The sequence below is a fragment of the Paracoccus sp. AK26 genome, from assembly GCF_011801365.1.
Classification (GTDB): domain Bacteria; phylum Pseudomonadota; class Alphaproteobacteria; order Rhodobacterales; family Rhodobacteraceae; genus Paracoccus; species Paracoccus aerius.
The window spans coordinates 1-19419 of record NZ_CP041041.1; the positions used below are offsets into that span (position 1 = coordinate 1).

General features: G+C 65.6%; 20 protein-coding genes. 12 read left to right on the plus strand and 8 right to left on the minus strand.

All coding sequences use genetic code 11. From position 1 onward, the window contains the following. The first annotated feature begins 462 nt into the window (after window positions 1–462). The 4 genes from FIU66_RS00005 to FIU66_RS00020 are packed head-to-tail and all read left to right on the plus strand — an operon-like array spanning window position 463 to window position 3542. On the plus strand, window positions 463–1314 hold the full coding sequence (locus tag FIU66_RS00005; protein WP_167620778.1) for a shikimate dehydrogenase: 852 nt from the start codon (window positions 463–465) through the stop codon (window positions 1312–1314). After that, entirely contained in the window at window positions 1311–1898 is a 588-nt protein-coding gene (gene coaE, locus FIU66_RS00010) for a dephospho-CoA kinase (protein WP_167620779.1), read from the plus strand. The genes FIU66_RS00005 and coaE overlap by 4 nt, the downstream gene beginning before the upstream one ends. Next, window positions 1891–2592, plus strand: coding sequence for a DNA polymerase III subunit epsilon (gene dnaQ, locus FIU66_RS00015; RefSeq protein ID WP_167620780.1), 702 nt, complete (start codon window positions 1891–1893; stop codon window positions 2590–2592). Before coaE ends, dnaQ begins: the two co-directional genes overlap by 8 nt. A 59-nt stretch (window positions 2593–2651) precedes the next feature. Then, the gene (locus tag FIU66_RS00020; protein ID WP_167623325.1) at window positions 2652–3542 is read left to right on the plus strand and encodes a YihY/virulence factor BrkB family protein; all 891 of its coding nucleotides are present in this window, start codon (window positions 2652–2654) and stop codon (window positions 3540–3542) included. A gap of 33 nt (window positions 3543–3575) precedes the next feature. On the opposite strand, the gene FIU66_RS00025 is transcribed toward FIU66_RS00020, so the two are convergent. Further along, complete coding sequence (locus tag FIU66_RS00025) at window positions 3576–4382, minus strand: response regulator (protein ID WP_167620781.1); 807 nt, start codon at window positions 4380–4382, stop codon at window positions 3576–3578. Window positions 4383–4479: 97 nt separating this feature from the next. Between FIU66_RS00025 and FIU66_RS00030 the strand changes: the two genes are divergently transcribed. From FIU66_RS00030 to FIU66_RS00060, 7 genes are read left to right on the plus strand one after another with little or no spacing between them, the layout of a single operon-like run. Next, window positions 4480–4626 carry a NepR family anti-sigma factor gene (locus FIU66_RS00030; protein WP_167620782.1) on the plus strand — a complete coding sequence of 49 codons (147 nt, stop codon included), beginning with the start codon at window positions 4480–4482 and terminating at the stop codon, window positions 4624–4626. A 44-nt stretch (window positions 4627–4670) separates the two neighbouring features. Next, window positions 4671–5237 (plus strand): RNA polymerase sigma factor, encoded by a 567-nt coding sequence (locus FIU66_RS00035; protein ID WP_167620783.1) that lies wholly within the window; start codon window positions 4671–4673, stop codon window positions 5235–5237. 9 nt (window positions 5238–5246) lie between these two features. Beyond that, window positions 5247–7028, plus strand: a complete 1782-nt coding sequence (locus FIU66_RS00040; protein ID WP_167620784.1) for a sensor histidine kinase — start codon at window positions 5247–5249, stop codon at window positions 7026–7028. Window positions 7029–7067: 39 nt separating this feature from the next. After that, on the plus strand, window positions 7068–7745 hold the full coding sequence (locus tag FIU66_RS00045) for a paraquat-inducible protein A (RefSeq protein WP_167620785.1): 678 nt from the start codon (window positions 7068–7070) through the stop codon (window positions 7743–7745). 5 nt (window positions 7746–7750) lie between these two features. Beyond that, complete coding sequence (locus FIU66_RS00050; protein WP_167623326.1) at window positions 7751–8413, plus strand: paraquat-inducible protein A; 663 nt, start codon at window positions 7751–7753, stop codon at window positions 8411–8413. Between the two features lie 7 nt (window positions 8414–8420). Beyond that, window positions 8421–10463, plus strand: coding sequence for an intermembrane transport protein PqiB (locus FIU66_RS00055; protein ID WP_167620786.1), 2043 nt, complete (start codon window positions 8421–8423; stop codon window positions 10461–10463). Between the two features lies 1 nt (window position 10464). Beyond that, window positions 10465–11097 carry a membrane integrity-associated transporter subunit PqiC gene (locus FIU66_RS00060; protein WP_167620787.1) on the plus strand — a complete coding sequence of 211 codons (633 nt, stop codon included), beginning with the start codon at window positions 10465–10467 and terminating at the stop codon, window positions 11095–11097. A 66-nt stretch (window positions 11098–11163) separates the two neighbouring features. Here the strand turns inward: FIU66_RS00060 and FIU66_RS00065 are convergent, their stop codons facing one another. The 4 genes from FIU66_RS00065 to FIU66_RS00080 form a co-directional block, all read right to left on the minus strand. Then, entirely contained in the window at window positions 11164–11628 is a 465-nt protein-coding gene (locus tag FIU66_RS00065; RefSeq protein WP_167620788.1) for a hypothetical protein, read from the minus strand. 339 nt (window positions 11629–11967) lie between these two features. Then, the gene (locus tag FIU66_RS00070) at window positions 11968–12747 is read right to left on the minus strand and encodes a 3'(2'),5'-bisphosphate nucleotidase CysQ (protein ID WP_167620789.1); all 780 of its coding nucleotides are present in this window, start codon (window positions 12745–12747) and stop codon (window positions 11968–11970) included. Beyond that, window positions 12734–14083, minus strand: a complete 1350-nt coding sequence (locus tag FIU66_RS00075; RefSeq protein ID WP_167620790.1) for a TldD/PmbA family protein — start codon at window positions 14081–14083, stop codon at window positions 12734–12736. The genes FIU66_RS00070 and FIU66_RS00075 overlap by 14 nt, the downstream gene beginning before the upstream one ends. Window positions 14084–14154: 71 nt before the next feature. Beyond that, a complete protein-coding gene (locus FIU66_RS00080) occupies window positions 14155–15768 on the minus strand; it encodes a DUF2125 domain-containing protein (protein ID WP_167620791.1) in 1614 nt (537 codons plus the stop codon). A 76-nt stretch (window positions 15769–15844) separates the two neighbouring features. On the opposite strand from FIU66_RS00080, the gene FIU66_RS00085 reads away from it, so the two are divergent. Then, the gene (locus tag FIU66_RS00085; RefSeq protein WP_370528925.1) at window positions 15845–16459 is read left to right on the plus strand and encodes an enoyl-CoA hydratase/isomerase family protein; all 615 of its coding nucleotides are present in this window, start codon (window positions 15845–15847) and stop codon (window positions 16457–16459) included. Here the strand turns inward: FIU66_RS00085 and FIU66_RS00090 are convergent. Genes FIU66_RS00090 through FIU66_RS00100 form a run of 3 tightly spaced genes read right to left on the minus strand, consistent with a single transcriptional unit; the run spans window position 16456 to window position 19202 of the window. Further along, window positions 16456–17745, minus strand: a complete 1290-nt coding sequence (locus FIU66_RS00090) for a TRAP transporter large permease (protein WP_167620793.1) — start codon at window positions 17743–17745, stop codon at window positions 16456–16458. The two genes, FIU66_RS00085 and FIU66_RS00090, sit on opposite strands and share 4 nt — an antisense overlap. Further along, window positions 17738–18232, minus strand: a complete 495-nt coding sequence (locus tag FIU66_RS00095) for a TRAP transporter small permease (protein WP_167620794.1) — start codon at window positions 18230–18232, stop codon at window positions 17738–17740. Before FIU66_RS00095 ends, FIU66_RS00090 begins: the two co-directional genes overlap by 8 nt. 4 nt (window positions 18233–18236) lie before the next feature. Next, entirely contained in the window at window positions 18237–19202 is a 966-nt protein-coding gene (locus tag FIU66_RS00100) for a TRAP transporter substrate-binding protein (protein WP_167620795.1), read from the minus strand. Between the last annotated feature and the right edge of the window lie 217 nt (window positions 19203–19419).

Below are 19419 nucleotides of genomic sequence, written 5' to 3' on the forward strand. Positions count from 1 at the left end.
CGCCGTGCTTCTTCTTAAATATAAGGAAAAGATAAAGGATGATGTTGATGTAGGCCCTGTGGAGAAAAGGATAAAGGGAAAATCCCAAGCCTTTTCCCCGGAAGCGACGCTTGTGGATATATTCTGTAAAGTGCATGGCCTATGAATAAAAACGTAGAGAATACAACAACTTGGTATGTGGATAAATCTGTGGAGACCAGTGCCGACGACGCTTTCTCCACAGATGCACGATCCGGACCCCGGAAGTTATCCACCTGTGTGTGTCCCGCAGCCGTTCAAGGGATGTTCCGGGCCGGAATCCGGGGTGTGACGCAAATCTTCCACCCACCCCCATGATTCGACCCGATTCCCCCCGGATCTTATCCACAAGCAGGACGGCCACACCCGGCAGGGCTTTGCAAAACGACGCTTTTTTTCGTCCCCTCATGGGCTTAGGCTGATGGCAAGCCAAGGGATGCCACCATGATCGACGACCAGCCCAGCCGTCCTGCCCATGTTCCGCTTGCCGGAGTGATCGGGATGCCCGTCGCGCATTCCCGGTCTCCGCGGCTGCACGGCCACTGGTTGCGGCGCTATGGCATCAAAGGTCATTACATTCCCATGCCCGTCATGCCCGAGCATCTGGCCGAGGCATTGCGCGCCCTGCCCCGCCTGGGCTTTGTCGGCATCAACGTGACGCTCCCGCACAAGGAGGCCGTTCTGACGCTGGCCGATGCCGTTACCGATCGCGCGGCGCTGATCGGGGCTGCGAACACGCTGATCTTCCGCCCCGATGGAAAGATCCATGCCGACAATACCGACGGCTACGGCTTTATCGCCAATCTGCGCCAGAACGCACCGGGCTGGCAGCCCGAGGCAGGACCGGCGGCGATAATCGGTGCGGGCGGGGCCGCGCGGGCGGTGGTCGCATCGCTTTTGGACAGCGGCGTCAAGGAATTGCGGATCACAAACCGCACCCGCATCCGGTCCGAACAGATCAAGGCGGAATTCGGCGCACGGCTGGTCGTTTATGACTGGGCGCAGGCGGGCAACATGCTGGAAGGCGCCACCACGGTCGTGAATGCGACCTCGCTGGGTATGGAGGGTAAGCAGCCCCTGCGCCTGCCGCTGGATGCGCTGTCGCCCGACGCACTTGTGACCGATCTGGTCTACACGCCCCTCATGACGCCCTTCCTGTTGGACGCGCAGGCCCGCGGCTGCCGGGTGGTGGATGGGCTGGGGATGCTGCTGCACCAGGCCGCGCCGGGTTTCGAACGCTGGTTCGGGCACCGTCCCGAAGTCGACGACGAGACCCGCAGGGTCGTTCTGGAATGACCTTCCTGCTGGGCCTGACCGGCAGCATCGGCATGGGCAAGTCCACCACCGCGCAAATCTTCCGCGACCTGGGCCATCCTGTCTGGGATGCCGACCAGGCCGTTCATCGTCTTTACACGCCGGGCGGTGCGGGTGTCGGGCCGGTGGCCGCCGCCTTTCCCGGCGCGTTGCGAGAGGGAGGTATCGACCGCGGGGCGCTCAAGACCCTGATCGCCGACGATCCGGGTGCGCTGGACCGGCTGTCGGCCATCGTCCATCCCCTTGTCGCAGCCGATCGAGAGGACTTCATCGCCCGCCACCCCGATGCCGTACTGGTGGTCCTGGATATTCCGTTGCTTTACGAAAACGGCTATGAGGCCTGGATGAATGGCGTGGCCGTCGTCTCGACCGATGCGGCGATCCAGCGGCAGCGGGTGATGGCGCGGCCGGGCATGACCCAGGATCTTCTGGCGCTGATCCTGTCGCGGCAGATGCCCGATGCGGAAAAGCGGGCGCGTGCCGACTGGATCATCCCGACCGACAGTCCCGGCGCCGCGCGCCAGGCCGTGGAAGATATCGTGAAGGAGATTGCCGCCCGTGCGTGAAATCGTGATGGATACCGAAACCACGGGTTTCGATGCCGACAAGGACGACCGCATCGTCGAGATCGGCGGGATCGAACTGCTGAACCACCTGCCGACCGGGCGGACCTTCCATGTCTATATCAACCCCGAACGCCCCATGCCCAAGGATGCCTTCGAGGTGCATGGCCTGGGCGACGACTTCCTGCGCGACAAGCCGAGATTCGCGGACATTGTTCAGGGCTTCATCGACTTCATCGGCGACGACGCCCGCCTGGTGATCCACAATGCCAGCTTCGACATGAAGTTCCTGAATGCCGAATTGCGCCGCCTCGGGCGGCCCGCCCTGCCCTGGTCCCGTGCGCTGGATACCCTGGCCCTTGCGCGCGAGAAGTTTCCCGGCGCCCCCGCCTCGCTGGACGCGCTGTGCCGCCGCTTTGGCATCGACAACTCGAACCGGCAGTTGCACGGCGCGCTTCTGGACAGCGAACTTCTGGCCGAGGTTTATCTGGAACTGATCGGCGGCAGGCAGCCGGACCTGGTGCTGGACCAGCCCGCGCGGGGCGGAGCCGTCGTCGGACAGCAGGGCAACGGGGGGCCGCGCCATCCCCGCCCTGTGCCCCTGCCGCCCCGCCTGACGGCGGCCGAAGCTGCCGCCCATGCCGAATTTGTCGCACGAATGGGGGAAAGCGCGGTCTGGGCACGGTATCGTGGTTGACAGATCACCCGGCCAATGACGCCATAAGATCGGACCGATCACCAAGGGCATAGGTGCCGATGCTGACCATCCTGCGCGAAATCTGGGCCTTCATCTCGGCCGTCTTCGAACGGATGGACAAGATCCACATGGGCCTGATCGCAGCGGGCGTGGCCTTCTACGCCATGTTCGCCGTCTTTCCCGGCCTTGCCGCGATCATGGCGCTGTGGAGCCTGTGGTTCGACCCTGCCGTGGTCATGACCTATCTTGACGTGGCCCACGAGTTCCTGCCCGAGGACGCCGCCGATCTGATCGACGCGCAGATCATGTCGCTGGCCTCGACCGGGCGGACGTCGGTCGGCTGGGCATCGTTCCTGTCCTTCATGGTGGCGACCATCGCCGCCCGCGCGGGGGTCGAGGCGGTCGTGGGGGGCCTGAACGCCGCCTATGGCGTCAGGGGCCATTCCACGATCTTCAGCTTCGTCCTGGCCTATGCCCTGACGCTGGCCATTGTCGGCATTTCGCTGGCAGGGCTTGCGACCATCGTGATCGTGCCGGTTCTGCTGAACTTCCAGGTCTTCGACCAGGTGCGCGGGTGGCTGGTCGCCGGCCTGCCTTGGGGGGCGATGTTCCTGCTGGTGATCCTGGGGATCGGCATCCTTTACCGCTACGGCCCCAACGTGAAGACGCCCCGCACCCCGATCTTCACCTGGGGGGCCTTCTTCGCGGCCCTTCTCTGGGCGCTCGCCTCGGTGGCATTTTCGGCCTATCTCAGCAGCTTCAACAGCTACAACCGCATCTACGGGTCCATCGGCACCGTGGTCGCGCTGCTGATGTGGTTCTATCTGGCCGGGTTTTCGGTCCTGCTGGGGGCGCTGATCAATGTCGAACTGGCCCGCCGCCGCCGCGTCCGCGCCGCCCGCGAGGCCCGCGCATCCCTGGTGGCGGATGTGAAAAAGGCGGCGGAATGATCCGCCGCCCCCTTGTCTGCTGGCCGGATGGCCTCAGGCGGCGTCCAGCCCTTCGGTCGACGAAAAGAACATCGCCTGGCTGACTGCCGAGCGGACCTGTTCCTCGGTATAGGGCTTCGAGATCAGGAAGGCCGGCTCGGGCCGCTCGCCCGTCAGCAGCCGTTCCGGGAAGGCCGTGATGAAGATCACGGGAATGTCGCCCATGTCGCGCAAAAGCTCGTTCACGGCCTCGATGCCCGAGGAGCCGTCGGCCAGCTGGATGTCGGCCAGGATCAGGTCGGGACGGCCCTGGCCCGCAAGCTCGATCGCGGCGGTATGGGTGCGGGCGACGCCCGTGACCTCGTGACCCATCGCCTGGACGATGCCTTTCAGGTCCATGGCGATGATCATCTCGTCCTCGATCACCATGACCTTGCCGCGCAGCGTCACGCTCATCTCGTTCAGGGCGATCTGGACCAGTTCCTCGGCCTCGGCCTGGTCGATCTGCATCACGCGGGCGATCTGGTCATAGCGCAATTCCTCGATCGTGCGCAAAAGCAGCGCTTCGCGGGAATTGGCGGTCAGGTTGCGCAGGTGGTCCTGCGCCCGCGATTCGCGCGCCGTCCGCTCGCCCTCCTCGACCGGCTGGCCCGAGCTTTGCCAGATCGCGTGGAAGGTCCGGAACAGGCCGATGCGGGTATCGTCCTCGGCTTCCAGCACGGAACGATCGGACAGGATGGCCTCCAGCGTGGCTGCGGCATAGTTGTCACCAGCACGCTGGCTGCCGGTCAGCGCACGCGCGTAACGCCGCAGATAGGGCAGTTCGCGCCCAATGGACTGGGCGAGGTCGGCAGACGACATGTTTCACATCCTTCGAATTTCACATATTGTGCGGAACCTGTGCTAACCCCTACAGGTTGGTCAGCGTGCGCACAAGATTACCGGGACTAACAAAAACATGACACCGAAGCGGGATGACCGCCGCAAGGCGGCAGTCGAGAAACAGATCGACGAAAATTTGCGTCGCGCCTTTGAACAGGACACAAGCGAAAACATTCCCGATCGCTTTCTCGCTCTTCTCGAACAACTGCGCGAGCAGAAGTGACCTATTTCAAAAAGCGACGACATGCGACGGTGGACGGTGACAGAATGAAGACATCCGCGACGACGGATCCGCGCGACCAGTTGGTGGATCATCTGCCCGCCCTGCGCGCCTTTGCCTTGTCGCTGACCCGCGAAGGGGCTGCTGCCGACGACCTGGTGCAGGACACCATCGTCAAGGCATGGACGAACATGGACAAGTTCCAGGCAGGCACCAATCTGCGGGCCTGGCTGTTCACCATTCTGCGCAACACCTTCTATTCCGCCCGCCGCAAGACCAAGCGCGAGGTCAGCGACACCGACGGCATTCACGCAGCCCGGCAGGCGACCCGGCCCGATCATGACGGGCGACTGGCGCTCAAGGATTTCCGGGTGGCCTTCCAGCAATTGCCTGACGAACAGCGCGAAGCGCTTATCCTAGTCGGCGCGTCGGGCTTTTCCTACGAGGAAGCGGCCGACATGACCGGCGTGGCGATCGGCACCGTCAAGTCGCGGGCCAACCGGGGCCGCCGCAAGCTGGCCGAACTGCTGCACATGGAAAACGGTGAGGATCTGGACATGACCGATCAGGCGACCTTGGCCGTCATGGCGTCCAGCCACACCATCGCCCGATAAGGCGGGCCGGTGCTCCGGCGGATCAGCGATCGGCTGGACTTCACGCGCAAGCTGGGATTCCGGCTGGGCGCCTTGTTGTCGGTCGCCATCCTGCCCTTGGGTCTGATTTCCCTAATCCAGAACTTCAACCTGGTCCGGGAAGCCGAACGGGGGGTCGAGCTTGCGCTTCTGGGCCGGACATCCTCGGCCGCGGCGGGGGAACGCGCGCTTCTGCAAAGCGCCCTTGGTTCTGCGGATGCGCTTGGTCCCGCCGTGCTGGATTCGCTGGACCGGCCTGGGGTCTGCGCCGACCTGATGCGCAACTTCATCGAACGAAGCGCGACCTATGTCTTTGCGGGCTTCGTGCCCCTGGACGGGATCAGCACCTGCAATTCCTCGGGGCGCAGCGATCCTGTCGATTTCACCGGCTCGGAGGGATACCAACGTTTCATGGCCGAGCCGGGGACGCTTGTCACTTCGCTGGACAGCGGCCCGGTGATCCAGCGGCCGATCGTGGTGGTCATGCAGCCCCTGTATCGCAACCGCGAGATGCTGGGCTATATCAGCTTGTCGCTGACGACCGAACTGCTGCGGTCCACCCATAACCTGACCTTCGGGACCGACGGCGCGCGGATCGTGTCCTTCAACCACCGAGGAGAGATCCTGACCTCGGACACGGATGCCCAGACATCGACCGAGGATATCCTGCCGCGGAACATGAACCTGGTCGATCTGCTGTCCCGGTCCGAGACGACCTTCAAGGCGCGGGCGGGCAACGGGCAGACGCGCATGTTCACGGTGGTGCCTGCGGTGCCGGGGCTGGTCTATGCCCTGGGAAGCTGGTCTCCCAAGACGGCCAGCGTCGGACTGTTCCAGATTTCCCGCCTCGGCGCGGTGACGATTCCCATGGCCTTGTGGATCGTGTCCCTTGCCGTGGCCTATTTCGCGGTGTTCCGCATGGTGCTGCGCCACATCACCGTGCTGCGCGGCCAGATGCGCCGCTTTGCCATCGGCAACCGGTCCGAGCCTCCGCCCGTCCTCTCGGACGCGCCGGCCGAGATCTGCGATGTCAGCCAGACCTTTCACAACATGGCACGGATCCTGATCCGGGATGAGGAACAGATGGAAGAGGCTGTCGCCGAAAAGACCGTCCTGCTGAAAGAGGTCCATCACCGGGTCAAGAACAACCTGCAACTGATCGCCTCGATCATCAACATGCAAAGCCGGGTGATCGACGATCCCGATGCAAGGCGCGTGCTGCGGTCGGTCCAGGACCGGGTGGCGGCGCTTGCCACGATCTACCGCAACCTTTACCAGGCCGAGCATCTGGACGCGGTCGAGGCGGGTCAGTTGATCCGCGACATCATCAACCAGATGGTCAGCGCCTCGGTGCCGCCGGGCGGCAACCTGCGGATCCAGATGAATATCGAGACCCTGATCCTGCTGCCCGACCAGGCGGTCCCCTTGTCCCTGCTGGCGACCGAGGCCTTCACCAATGCCCTGAAATACGCAGGCACCTCCTCGGGCGAGGAAGGGCCGTGGGTCAGGATCAGCCTGACCTCGCCCGAACCTGGGCGCGGCGTCCTCGAAATTGCCAACTCCATCGACCAGACCGACCAATCCGGCGGCACCGGCCTTGGCAGCCAATTGATCGAGGCCTTCACGACCCAGCTCGAAGGGCAATCCACCACCGGCATCCGGGACAACAGCTTCGTGCTGCGACTGGAATTCGCGGTCGAGAGCGGAAACATGACGCCCGAAGGACGGAATGTGGTCCTGACCTCGGCCGCGCGGGCAGGGGCGCGGCACTGAAGGCTTGCGCAGGCAGGCTGGGATATTATCTTGTCAGGCATGGACGCGCCCGAAACCTTTGACCTGACGACCGGCAGGGGCCTGATGGCCTGTCCGCGCTGCGACGCGCTGCACATCGAGGAGGAACTGGAGCCGGGCGAAACGGCTCGCTGCGTCCGCTGCGGCGGCGTTCTGGCGAAGCCCCGCGGTGGCGCCTTCATCCAGTTGATCGCGCTGTCCTTCACCACGGTCGTCCTTATGATGGGCGCCATCTTCTTTCCGTTCCTGGAAATCTCGCGCATGGGCTTTGGCAATGCCACCTCGCTGTTCGGGGTGGGCATGGCCTTCGCCGACGGGGTCCTGCTGCCGCTGGTGCTGGCGGTGATGGCGATGATCGTGGGCCTGCCCGTGCTGCGGGCCTTTCTGCTGGTCTATACCCTGTCCCCGCTGGCGCAGGGGCGGGCGCCTTATCGTCACGCGGCCCGGGCCTTTCGCTGGTCGGAACTGCTGCGCCCCTGGTCCATGGCCGAAATCTTCGTGATCGGCACCGCCGTGGCCCTGGTCAAGGTGGCGGGCATCGCCACGGTTCATCTGGGTCCGGCCTTCTGGGCCTTCTGCGCGCTGATCCTGGTCAATTTCGCCTCGCGCGGGTTCATGTGCCAGACGACCATCTGGGACGCGATCGAGGATGCGGGCATGAAGACAGACGGTCGCGAAATGGCCAAAGGCCGCGCATGATGAACATGGAAGGCCACGACGGGCCGATCATGACCGCCCATCGCGCGGGATTGCTGGGCTGCCGGTCCTGCGGCAGGGTCTGGCCCGAGGATCAGGAAACCTGCGACCGTTGCGGCGCCGATCTGGTGCCGCCCGACCGGCGCGGGCTGCAAAAGGTCTGGGCCTGGTGGATCGCGGGCCTGGTCATGTATGTCCCCGCGAACCTGTTCCCGATGATGCGCACCCAGACCTTTGCCGGTCTGCAAGGCAGTTCCGAGGCCACGATCCTGGAAGGCGTGGTCGAGCTGATGCACTATGGCAACTATGACATCGCCATCATCGTCTTCGTCGCATCGGTCATCGTGCCGGTGGCCAAGTTCCTGGCGATCGCCTGGCTTGCGACCGTTGCCGGGCGCCCGGCCACGGTCGAACAGGCCCATACAAGGCTGAAGATCTATGAAGTGGTGGAATTCATCGGCCGCTGGTCGATGATCGACGTCTTCGTGGTGGCGATCCTGTCGGCGCTTGTGCAGCTTGGCTTTGTCGCATCGGTTCATCCCGGACCCGCTGCCGTGTCCTTTGCGCTGTCGGTTGCCTTCACCATGCTTTCCGCGCAAAGCTTCGATCCAAGACTGATCTGGCGCGGCCTGCCGCTGCGGAACCGGACAGGGATCGAGGGGCAGGACTGATACCGCAATGACCGACACGCCGCCGCCGCCGAGACCGGCAAGCCCCGTGCGCAACACGGCCGCGCGCGCCGCGCAGGCCGGGATCAACGTGATCTGGCTTGTGCCCATCATCGCCCTGATCGTAACTCTGGGCATCGCATGGAACGCCTATTCCAGCCGCGGCGCCGTGATCGAGGTCGAGTTCGCGGACGCGACCGGCGTGACGCCTGGCGAAACCACCTTGCGCTTTCGCGAGATCACCGTGGGGCAGGTGGAATCGGTCAGCTTCACCCCGGATCTGTCCCGCGTTGTCGTCAGCATCCGGGTCGACAAGGACGTGGCGCCCTATATCGACAGCGAAGCCTCGTTCTGGATAGTCCGGCCGCAGGTTTCGGCTCAGGGCGTGACCCGCCTTGACACCGTGCTGACCGGCGCCTTCATCGAAGGCTATTGGGATGCCAGCATCTCGGCCGAACAGAACCGCTTCGTCGGCCAGGACCGCCCGCCGCTGATCCGCGAGGATACGCCTGGCACGCTGGTCACCCTGGCCATGGAGAACGCCGACGGCATCACCGAAGGCGCGCCCGTCCTGTACCGCGGGGTCCAGGTCGGACGGATGGAGAATATCCGCCTGGCCGATACCGAAGACCAGGTCATCGCCGACGCCTTTATCGAGGCGCCCCATGACAAGCGGCTGACGACCTCGACCGTGTTCTGGGACACCTCGGGTTTTTCGCTGTCGCTGGGGGCGTCGGGCGTGTCCTTCAACGTCAATTCCCTGTCCTCGGTCCTGCAGGGCGGGGTGGCCTTTGACACCTTGATCAGCGGCGGTCGGCCTGTCGAACGTGGCCATGTCTATACGCTGCAGCCCGACGAGGAGACTGCGCGCAACGACATCCTGGCCAGCGACAATGCCGAACCGCTGCGCCTGGCCATGCTGATCGACGATTCCCTGCGCGGGCTGGCGAAGGGCGCCGACGTGCAGTTCCAGGGCCTGCGTGTGGGCCAGGTCACGGATCTGGCCGTTTCGCTGGACGAACCGAGAGGGGAGATCAGGCAGGTCGTGACCATGGCGATCTCGCCCGCGCGTCTGGGCCTGCCCGAGGATGCCACGCCCGAGGATGCCCTAGCCTTCCTGCAGGAAGCCGTAGAAGACGGCCTGCGCGCCCGCGTCGCCAGTGCCGGTTTCCTTGGAACCTCGCTGATGGTCGAGCTTGTGGAAATCCCAGGCGCTGAACCGGCGAGGATCAACACCGATGCCCAGCCGAACGCGATCATTCCTTCGGTCCCCGGCGACCTGGATGATTTCAGCGCAAGCGCCCAAGGGTTCCTGTCGCGCATCGGCAACCTGCCGCTGGAAGACGTGCTGCAATCGGCGACGGACATGATGAACAGCATCACGGCCCTTGCCAGTTCCGAAGATACCCGCGCGATCCCCGAAAGCCTGCGCCAGACCCTGGACCAGACCCGCAATGCCGCCACCGATATCGGCGGCATGGCACGCGACCTGCGCGAAGGCGGCACCGCCCAGAACCTTGCCCGCCTTGTCGAGGAAGCCGCCGCCGCGGCCGAAGCCGTCAGGCTTGCCGCAGCCGACGTGCCCGAGATGGTGGACCAGATCGACGCCGCCGCCGCCGCCGTGGAAGAGTTCGGCTTCGCCGAGATCAGCGCCCAGGCCGAAGGCATCCTGGCCGACCTGCGCGCCATGCTGGGCAGCGAGGATGCCGAGCAGCTGCCCCGCAACCTGTCGGAAACGCTGGAAGCGGCGTCCGGCCTCTTGAACGACCTGCGCGACGGCGATGCGGCAGGCAGCCTGAACGACGCGCTGGACAGCGCCAGCACGGCGGCGGACGAGATCGCCACATCGGTCCAGCGGCTGCCGCAACTGATCCAGCGGCTGGAAGCGACGGCCGCAAGGGCGGATTCGGTTCTGGCTTCCTATGGCGACCGTTCGGCCTTCAACACCGAGGCCGTCAACATGCTGCGCGAACTGCGCCGTGCGACCGAGGCTTTCGGATCGCTGGCCCGCCTGATCGAACGCAACCCCCGTGCCTTTATCCTGGGACGATGACATGACCCACCGCCTGCCCCTTGCCGCCGCGTGCCTTGGTTTCCTGGGGCTGTCCGCCTGCTCCGACCCCGAGGATACGGCGCGCTATATCATCGATCCGCCGGTGACGGGGGGGCAGGTGCCCAATCGTCTGGGAAGCGCGGAACTGAAGGACGTGTCGCTGCCGGAATATGCCTCGGGGCAGGAAGTGGCCTTCCAGACCGAAGATGGCGCTGTCAGGTCCAATCCCGACAACCTTTGGGCCGACAATCCGCAGCGGGCCTTTACCATGTCGCTGGCCCGCGCCATCTCGGATGCCTCTGGCGCGACCGTCATCAGCGAGCCCTGGCCCCTGGCCGAGCCGCCGCAGCGCGTGCTGGAGGTGCGGGTCGAACGGGCCCTGGCCCAGGCCAACGGCATCTATCGCCTGCAGGGCCGCTATTTTGTCGCGGACGAGGGTAGCAACGGCGCAAACCATGCCCGCAGCTTCGACATCGCGGTGCCGATGGGCAGCACGGGGCCTGCGGCATCGGCTGCGGCCGCGTCATCGGCGATCGCGCTGCTGGCCCAGCAGATCGCGACCCTTTCGGGGCCGGGCCGCACCATCGCCACCACGGCCCCCGCCGATCCCTTTGCCCTTGATCCCTTGTTCTGACGAAACAAGATGGCGGATGGCCGAAACCATCCGCCAGAAAACCCCGCAGGCAACAAAAGCTACTGGTCAAACAGATGCACTTGGCGGGCTGCCCTTGTCCCGGTAATCGCCGGGATCGGACAAGGAATCCTCGTCCAGGTCGGAACGACCCATGACGCGGACGATGACCGGCAGCACGAACTGGTCGAAGCATCCCCGGTCGGGTGCGAAGGCACCGGGACGCCCGATGCCTCCGCAGTCCTCGCAATCCTCGATCCTGCCCCAGCAATTCGGGCAGGCACCAAGGGCGCAGGCCAGCATCTCGATCCGATCGATCAGAAGCTGGTTCTCCTGCTCGAGCCGCCGGAACGCGGCCCAGGTCGGGCGATCGTCATCGGTGAGAGGAGCACCGAAGCCCAACCGCCCCGAGATTGCCGCCAGCAGGTCTTTCGTGGCGGGAACCGGCACATTCTGCACACCCCCCGGCCCACCACCCAAAAGCTGAAGTGCGGCGATTACGTCATTGAAATTCCGCATTGTGTCACCCGGCATGTCCGTTATCCCTCCTGCTTCTGCCAAGCGAGGCGTCACCCCGTGCGACCGATCATCGCTTTCAATACTGACCTTATCCCCTGGGGCCGTGAATCCGACGTGAAAAATCGGCCCGCAGATCACCCCGCCGCGTGAATAATGGACGAAAGACATGGGTTTTTCGGAAAATTGTCCGGATGGTCGGTGTTGGCGACCCTGTGGAATGGCTCTGGCAGTCGTTCTGCCAAACCGGCGAATCACTGCAGGGCGGTTCAGGACGCGACGCCGATGGGCCTGCCGGTTCGTTTATTCGATCAGCAATTTGGCGCATCCCAGGGATCATCCCCGGCATGGCGCGCCCTATGTCATCGCCACGCGCATGTCCCGGTGCAGCCGTGGCCCGGCGACGACCATGCCGTCTATCATGGCGCGCGGGCTGTTGAAGCGCATCGGCTGCCCGTGCCGGTCCGTGGCAATGGCGCCCGCGCGTTCCGCGATCAGGCTGCCCGCGGCGATGTCCCATTCCCAGACATGGCGCACCGACAGGGCCGCGTCGAAACGCCCCTCGGCCACAAGGCACAGCCGCCAAGCCAAGGACGGGCGGAACTCGCGGCGGAAAGGGGGCACCCGTCCGCCTTTCCAATGCTCGGGATCTGTCGCGGACTTGTAGGTCAGCACGCGAGCGCCGCCGATCCCGGCGCCGCTTGGCCGGATCGGCTGGCCATTGAGCAGCGCGGGGCCATCGGCATGGGCGGTGAAGGTCAGGTCCATGGCGGGCAGATGCACCACCGCGGCGATGATCCGGTCGCCTTCGGCCACGGCAAGCGAATGGGCGAAACCGGCCTGGCCTGCGATAAAGGCGCGGGTGCCGTCGATCGGGTCGATGATGAAGCAGCGCCGGGCGTCCAGGCGGGATGCGTCCGCCTCGCTTTCCTCGGACAGCCAGCCATAGCCGGGCCGGGCACCCATCAGCGTGCTGTGAAGGGCATCGTTGACGGCCAGATCCGCCTCGGTCACGGGACCGGCGTCGTCGGGTTTTTCCCAAGCCTGGGGCTCGGCTTTCCAGAAGGACAGGGCGATGGGGCCCACCTTCCGGGCGGCCTCGGCTAAAAGGGCCAGATCCTCGTCAGGCCCCCGCAACGGTCATTCCCCCCACCAGAAGGCTTGGCACCTCGACCGCGCGCCAGGGCAGGGCGTCGTTCGCGGCTTGCAGCGTCATCAGCATGTCGCGCAGATTGCCGGCGATGGTGCATTCGTTGACCGGATAGGCGATGCGGCCACCCTCGACCCAGAACCCGGCCGCCCCGCGCGAATAATCCCCCGTCGTCCCGTTGATCGACGCCCCCAGCATCGAGGTGACGACCAGCCCCGTCCCCATCTGGGCGATCAGGTCGTCCTGCGTCACCTCGCCCTGGGTCAGGATGACATTGCTGTTGGTGGGCGATGGGGCCGAGGACATGCCCCGGGCGGCAGATGCGGTGCTGTCCATTCCCAGTTTGCGCCCCGTCGCCAGATCCAGCGTCCAGCCTTGCAGCACCCCGCCCTTGACGATGTCGCGCCGCTGCGTCGCCAGCCCTTCGGCATCGAAGGGGCGGGATGAGGGATAGCGCGGCCGCAGCGGGTCCTCGGTCAGGTCGAACCCCTCGGGCAGGACCGGCTGGCCCAGGTCATTGCGCAGCCAGCTTGCCCCGCGCGCGACGGCGCTGCCGTTCACCGCAGACAGCAGGTGGCCGATCAGGGACGACGCGACGCGTCGGTCGTACAGGATCGGGAAGGCCCCGGTCGGCGGCTTACGCGATCCCGCGCGGGCCAGCGTGCGTTCGGCGGCCAGGCGGCCGATCTCCTCGGGGGCGGGCAGATCCTCGGGCCAGACGCGGGATTCGCCGGCATAGTCGCGTTCCATCCCCAGCCCCTCGCCGGTGATGGCGACGGCCGAGATGGCATGGGTCGTGCGCGCATAGCCGCCCGAAAACCCGTTCGAAGCAGCAAGCCACAACTGGCGCCGGCTGAAGCCCGCATTGGCCGATTCCACCTGCGAGATGCCCGGCACATCGCGCGCCGCAGCCTCGGCCCGCAGCGCCAGGTCCTGGAGGTGGTCGGGCGACGGATCGGGCCGGTCGTCGGCGATCTGCAGCCCGTTCGCGTCACGCTGCCGGGCAAGCTGGTCGGGATCGGCCAGGCCCAGCATGTCGTCCACCGGGGCTTCCCGGGCCATGGCGACGGCACGTTCGGCCATGTTCGCAATGGTGGCGGTGCTGTGGTCGGATGCCGAAACGCAGGCCTGCCGCCCGCCGACCAGAACGCGCAGGCCGATCTCGACCCCTTCGGCCCGGTCGGCCTGTTCCAGCGTGCCGCCGCGCATGTCGATGCTGATCGACTGGCCGCTGCTGGTCAGCGCGTCGGCCCCGTCCGCTCCCGCGCGCCGCGCCGCATCGACCAGCTGTTCGGCCAGCGACTGCAAATCCACGGGTGACATCGGCTGTTCTCCTTGCCTGCGAATGAAAAAGGCCGGGACCGTGGCCCCGGCCAAGGCCAATTGGGCCGGCCTTACTTGACCTGCTGGCCGTTGGCGAAGATCTGCCCGCCTTCGCGGAACTCGATTTCCGAGGTCAGCTGGTCGGGATTGCCCTCGGCGGGCTTGGCGAACATCGCCAGCATCATGCGCATTCCCATCATCTGTTCCTCGGGGACCAGGCCCATGGCGACGACCTTGTCCATCAGCCCGTTCACACCTTGGAAGGTGCCGTTCAGGGTGCCGACCGGCTCGTTGGGATTGTCGCCGAAGGCCAGCGATCCGGTGATCTCGGCCTTGGCGCCCACCGCATCAAGCGCGACCCGGTTGACCGCCAGGTTCCGCGGGGCGAAGGGCGTCTGTTCGACGGGCATCCCGTTCTCGTCCGTCTGCAACTGCGGCTGGGTCTGGTCGAACAGATCCTGGTTCAGCACCGCGTCGCCGGACAGATCGACCGTCAGGCTGGCCGGATCGCGCGGCAACTGGTTCTGGGGATCGAACAGGTTCCAGATCGCGTCTGCGAAGGTCAGGCCTTCCAGGGCATAGGCCAGCTTGAACGGCTGGGCGCTGTCGCCCTTTGTCACCGGGATCTGCAACTCGGCCGAGATTTGCTCGACCGCATAGCTGATGGGGAAGGGCAGGGTGCCCAGCGTCATCTCGGCCATGGCATCCGCGCTGCTGGCCTTGTAGCCCATCCCTTGGCCGGACAGGCTGAAGCTAAGGTCGCTGGCGCCGGTGGCGAAGCTGCCCTGGCCGGTCTGGTCCTGGCCGGTTTCATCCTTGCCCGTGACATCGAATCGGCCTTCAAGGCTTTCATAGGTCAGGGTGGTGTCCAGCGTCAGCCCGGCAGCCAAGGCCTCGGCCATTTGGGTGCCCAGGTCGAAGGTCTGGCCGGGGGTCTTGCCGCTGCCCTGGCTGGCCAGGTTGTTCAGCGCAATCTGGAAATCCATGGTGCCACCGCCCGCACCGGCCTCGTCGGCGGGCATGGTGGCCGCGACCTGCACCTCGGCCCGCGCGGCCGTCAGGTCATAGGTCGTGTTCGTGCCGCCATCGGCCTGGGCATTGCGCTGCGATCCAGCCAGGTCGGTGATCGTCCCGGTCACGGGGATCGTCGCGTCCTGCCCCGGTTCCGCCGGCAACGAGAAGTCGAAGGCCAGCGTTGGATAGGTATATTCGTAAAGCATGTCCTCGGGCGTGCCCGAGACGACCATCTCGTTGCCCGGCACCTTGATCGTCCCGGTCACCGCCATTTCCACCATCTCCGGGGCTTCGGCTTCCGGCGCGGCTTCCGGCGCGGGATCCGTGCCCTCGGCCATGTCCTCGGCCTCGGCTGGGGCGGGGACCGAGAAGCGGCTGTCTACCGCCACGTCGCCCTCGACCACGACGCGGACCTTGGCGTCGCCGGTTTCCTGGAAGGTCATCTGCGGAAAGGTCAGCGAGGTCTTGCCGTCTTCGTTCGTCATCGAGAAGACCGCGTCGGTCACGGTCAGCGTGCCGCCCGCGTCATCGACATTGCCGGAAACGACATAGCCATAGTCGGTGCTGTATTTCTGCAGATTTTCCCAGACCTGCGCGGGGGTGACCTCGGCCAGGACGGGGGCCGCGCCAAGGATCAGCGCCAGGGCGGAGGTTGCAAGGGGGCGGACCATGCCAAAGACCTTTCGGAAAAACATTGCTTGTGGGATTTGTGGCACAGTGTCCCCCGGACTCCAAGGGAGCAATCGCGTGATCCATTCCGTGACCGAAGACGGCCTTGCCATCGTCACCATCGACCGGCCGGACAAGGCCAATTCCCTGACGGCCGGGATGCTGCGCGACCTGACCGACGCCTTCGACCGGATCGCCGCGACGGGCTGCCGGGCGGCGGTGCTGACCGCAACGGGACGGGTCTTCTCGGCCGGGGCCGACCTGGACGAAGCGAAGGTCGGGCTTGCGCTGTCGCCGGAATGGGAACGGCTGTCGGGCCGCGTCGCCAGCCTGTCCTGCCTGACGATTGCCGCCTTGAATGGCACGCTGGCGGGCGGGGCCTTCGGCATGGCGCTGGCCTGCGACCTGCGCATCGCGGTCCCCGAGGCGCGGTTCTTTTATCCGGTGATGCGACTGGGCTTTTTGCCGCAGCGCTCGGATCCCTTCCGGCTGGCGCGGCTGGTCGGACCGGCGCGGGCGAAGATGATCCTGATGGCGGGCCAGCGGATCGAGGCGCCCGAGGCGCTTTCATGGGGACTGATCGACCGCATTGTCCCGCCGACTGATCTGATGGACGCGGCCCGCGCCCTGGCAGGCGACGCGCTGTCGGCGGCACCGGATCATGTCGCGGCGATCAAGGCCATGGTGGTCTAGGGCGCGAAGCCGCTGAGCCGGGGCAGCCAGGTCGATAGCCCCGGCACGAAGGTCAGGATCATCAGCGCGGCCAGGGCGGCCAGGAAGAAGGGCGGCAACTCGCGGATCAGGGCCGAGGGGCGCTGCTTGGTGGCAGACGCCACAACGAAGATCAGGCTTCCCACCGGCGGCGTCATCAGGCCGAAGGTCAGGTTCACGATGACCACGATGGCGAAATGATCGGCGGCGATCCCCAGGCTGTGGGCGATGGGCGCCAGGATCGGCACCAGGATCATCACGCCGGGCAGGGGGTCCATGAACATCCCGAAGACCAGCAGCAGCAGGTTCACCATCAGCAGGAAGGCCAGGGGCGACAGATCCATGGCAATCACCGCATCGGCCATGGCCTGCGGCACGCCCTCGATGATCAGCACCCAGGCGAAGGCGCGGGCTGCGGCCAGGATCATCAGCACCGCCACCGACATGATCGCGGATCGCAGGAACGCGCCCCACAGATCCGCCCAGGAGAACCCGCGATACACGACGGCGCTGACGACGATGGCATAGAAGACGGCGACGACCGATGCCTCGGTCGGGGTGAAAAGCCCGCCCCGGATGCCGCCGACGATCAGCACGATCAGCAGAAGCGCGGGCAGGGCAGCGATGCTGTTGCGGACCATTTGCGCAGCGGGCGGGCGGGGATCGCCGCTGCGATAGCCGCGCTTGCGGCTGATCCACCAGTTGACGCCCGCCAGCAGCGCCGCGATCAGCAGGCCGGGCAGGATCCCGGCCATGAACAGCGAGCCAACCGAGACATTGCGGTCCTGCAGCGCATAGATGATCATCGTGATCGAGGGCGGGATGATCGGATCGATCACCGCAACCGAAATCGTCAGCGCCCCGGCATAGGGCTTGGCATAGCCGCTGCGCTCCATCATCCGCGACATCATCGCGCCGGGCCCCGCGGCCGAGGCCAGGGCCGAGCCCGAGATCCCCGCGAACAGCGTGCCGGACAGGATATTGGCATAGCCCAGGCCCCCGCGCAGATGGCCCACGAACTGCGCCGCGAACCGCAGCAGCATCCGCGAGATGGCGCCGGTGGACATGATCTCGGCCGCGAGGATGAAGAAGGGCACCGCCAGCAGCGGAAAGCTGTCAAGGCCGGTGAACATTTCCTTGACGACGACCACCATGGGATAGCGCCCCGACAGCGCCACCGCCGAGAATGTCGCCATCGCAAGCGCAAAGGCGATGGGCACGCCCATGACCATCAGCACCAGGAAGGCGATGCCCAGAACCTCAACCAAGGGCGGCCTCGTCCGATTGCTGAAGGCCCGCCCGCCAATAGCGGGGCGCGATCAGGGCCAGATGGACGATCATCAGCGCGAAACCGACCGGCATCGCCGCATAGATCCATTTCATCGGCACGCGCAGCGCCGCCGATCTCTGGACCGCCATCCGGTTCATGTAGTCGACGCCGACCCAGACCATGAAGGCGAAGAAGGAAAACAGCACGACCAGGATCAGCGCGCGCAAGGCCCGCTGTCCGCCAGTCGGCAGGGCATCCTGGGCATTGGTGATGGCCGCGTGCGCGCCTTCGCGCAGGGCCAGGCCGCTGCCCAGGAAGGTCAGCCAGATCATCGAATAGCGCGCCACCTCGTCAGCCCAGGTCAGCGAGTTGCCGGTCAGATAGCGACCGGCGACGTTCCACCCCAGGATCAGCGCCATGCCCATCAGGACCAGCACAAGGATCGCCCCGTTCAGGGCGACAAAGGCGCGCTCGATCCGGGCCATGGGCTTATTCGACCGCCTGGATCCGTGCCATCAGGTCGGCGCCGAACTGCGCCTCGTAGGCCTTGTAGGGTTCGGCCAGGGCATCGCGGAAGGCTGCCTTCTGTTCGGGGGTCAGCTCGTTGACCTCCATCCCGGCAGCCTTCATCGCCTCGACCCCCGAAGCGTCCACTTCGTCGACAAAGGCGCGCATCGCCACGACCGCATCGTCGGCGGCCTTTTCGAAGGCGGCCTTCTGGGTGTCGTCCAACTGGCCCCAGAGCGACGGGGAAACCAGGATGATGGTGGACGAATAGACATGGCCGTCCAGCGTCAGGTATTCCTGCACCTCGTTCAGCTTGGCCGAGACGATCACCGACAGCGGGTTTTCCTGCCCGTCGATGGCGCCCTGCTGCAATGCGCCGATCACCTCGGGCCAGGCCATCGGCGTGGGGGCGGCGCCAAGGGCGCGGAAGGCCTCGATATGGACCGGGTTTTCCATCATGCGGATCTTCAGCCCGTCCAGGTCGGCAGGCGCCTGGATGGCGCCGCGATTGCTGGTGATGTGGCGGAACCCTTGTTCGCCCCAGGCCAGGGCGTGCAGGCCCGCGTCCTCGAACTTGGCCAGCATCTCCTCGCCGATCTCTCCGTCCAGGACCTTGCGGGCGTGATCCTTGTCGCGCAGCAGGAAAGGAATGCCCAGAACGCCCACTTCGGGAACGAAATTGGTCAGCGTGCCGTCGGACGCGATGGTCATTTCCACCGTGCCCAGTTGCAGCCCTTCCAGCACCTCGCGTTCGCCGCCCAGGCCGGACGAGGGGAAATGCCGGAAGGTGAACTGCTCGCCCAGGGATTTCTTAAGGGATTCCTCGAAGGCCTTGGCGCCCGCGCCGTAATGGCTGTCCTCGGCCAAGGCATAGCCGATCTTGATTTCCTGCGCGGAAACGGGCGCGGCGAAGGCTGCGCACAAAAGCGCGACATAGACATGTTTCATGAAGATCCCTCATCCCTGGATGCCAGGGATTTAGCGCAACCAGACAGGATTGTGCAATCCCGCGGCCCGTTTTGAAATCCTGTTGCTTGGGCGATGATTGCGGTGCGGAACATTGTTCCTGCCCAGCCGTTTTCCCGCAACTGTCGTCCCAAAGGCCTGCCAGCCGTCGCGCATCTTGTCCCTTTCTGCAGGCGGGGGACTTGCGGCCGATCATCGC

Coding starts and splice junctions, on each gene's coding strand:
- FIU66_RS00080 (WP_167620791.1), bottom strand. CDS start 15,768: ATGGTCCGCCCCCTTGCAACCTCCGCCCTGGCGCTGATCCTTGGCGCG.
- FIU66_RS00035 (WP_167620783.1), top strand. CDS start 4,671: ATGAAGACATCCGCGACGACGGATCCGCGCGACCAGTTGGTGGATCAT.
- FIU66_RS00005 (WP_167620778.1), top strand. CDS start 463: ATGATCGACGACCAGCCCAGCCGTCCTGCCCATGTTCCGCTTGCCGGA.
- FIU66_RS00020 (WP_167623325.1), top strand. CDS start 2,652: ATGCTGACCATCCTGCGCGAAATCTGGGCCTTCATCTCGGCCGTCTTC.
- FIU66_RS00065 (WP_167620788.1), bottom strand. CDS start 11,628: ATGCCGGGTGACACAATGCGGAATTTCAATGACGTAATCGCCGCACTT.
- FIU66_RS00025 (WP_167620781.1), bottom strand. CDS start 4,382: ATGTCGTCTGCCGACCTCGCCCAGTCCATTGGGCGCGAACTGCCCTAT.
- coaE (WP_167620779.1), top strand. CDS start 1,311: ATGACCTTCCTGCTGGGCCTGACCGGCAGCATCGGCATGGGCAAGTCC.
- FIU66_RS00030 (WP_167620782.1), top strand. CDS start 4,480: ATGACACCGAAGCGGGATGACCGCCGCAAGGCGGCAGTCGAGAAACAG.
- FIU66_RS00045 (WP_167620785.1), top strand. CDS start 7,068: ATGGACGCGCCCGAAACCTTTGACCTGACGACCGGCAGGGGCCTGATG.
- FIU66_RS00100 (WP_167620795.1), bottom strand. CDS start 19,202: ATGAAACATGTCTATGTCGCGCTTTTGTGCGCAGCCTTCGCCGCGCCC.
- FIU66_RS00095 (WP_167620794.1), bottom strand. CDS start 18,232: ATGGCCCGGATCGAGCGCGCCTTTGTCGCCCTGAACGGGGCGATCCTT.
- FIU66_RS00055 (WP_167620786.1), top strand. CDS start 8,421: ATGACCGACACGCCGCCGCCGCCGAGACCGGCAAGCCCCGTGCGCAAC.
- FIU66_RS00075 (WP_167620790.1), bottom strand. CDS start 14,083: ATGTCACCCGTGGATTTGCAGTCGCTGGCCGAACAGCTGGTCGATGCG.
- FIU66_RS00050 (WP_167623326.1), top strand. CDS start 7,751: ATGGAAGGCCACGACGGGCCGATCATGACCGCCCATCGCGCGGGATTG.
- FIU66_RS00060 (WP_167620787.1), top strand. CDS start 10,465: ATGACCCACCGCCTGCCCCTTGCCGCCGCGTGCCTTGGTTTCCTGGGG.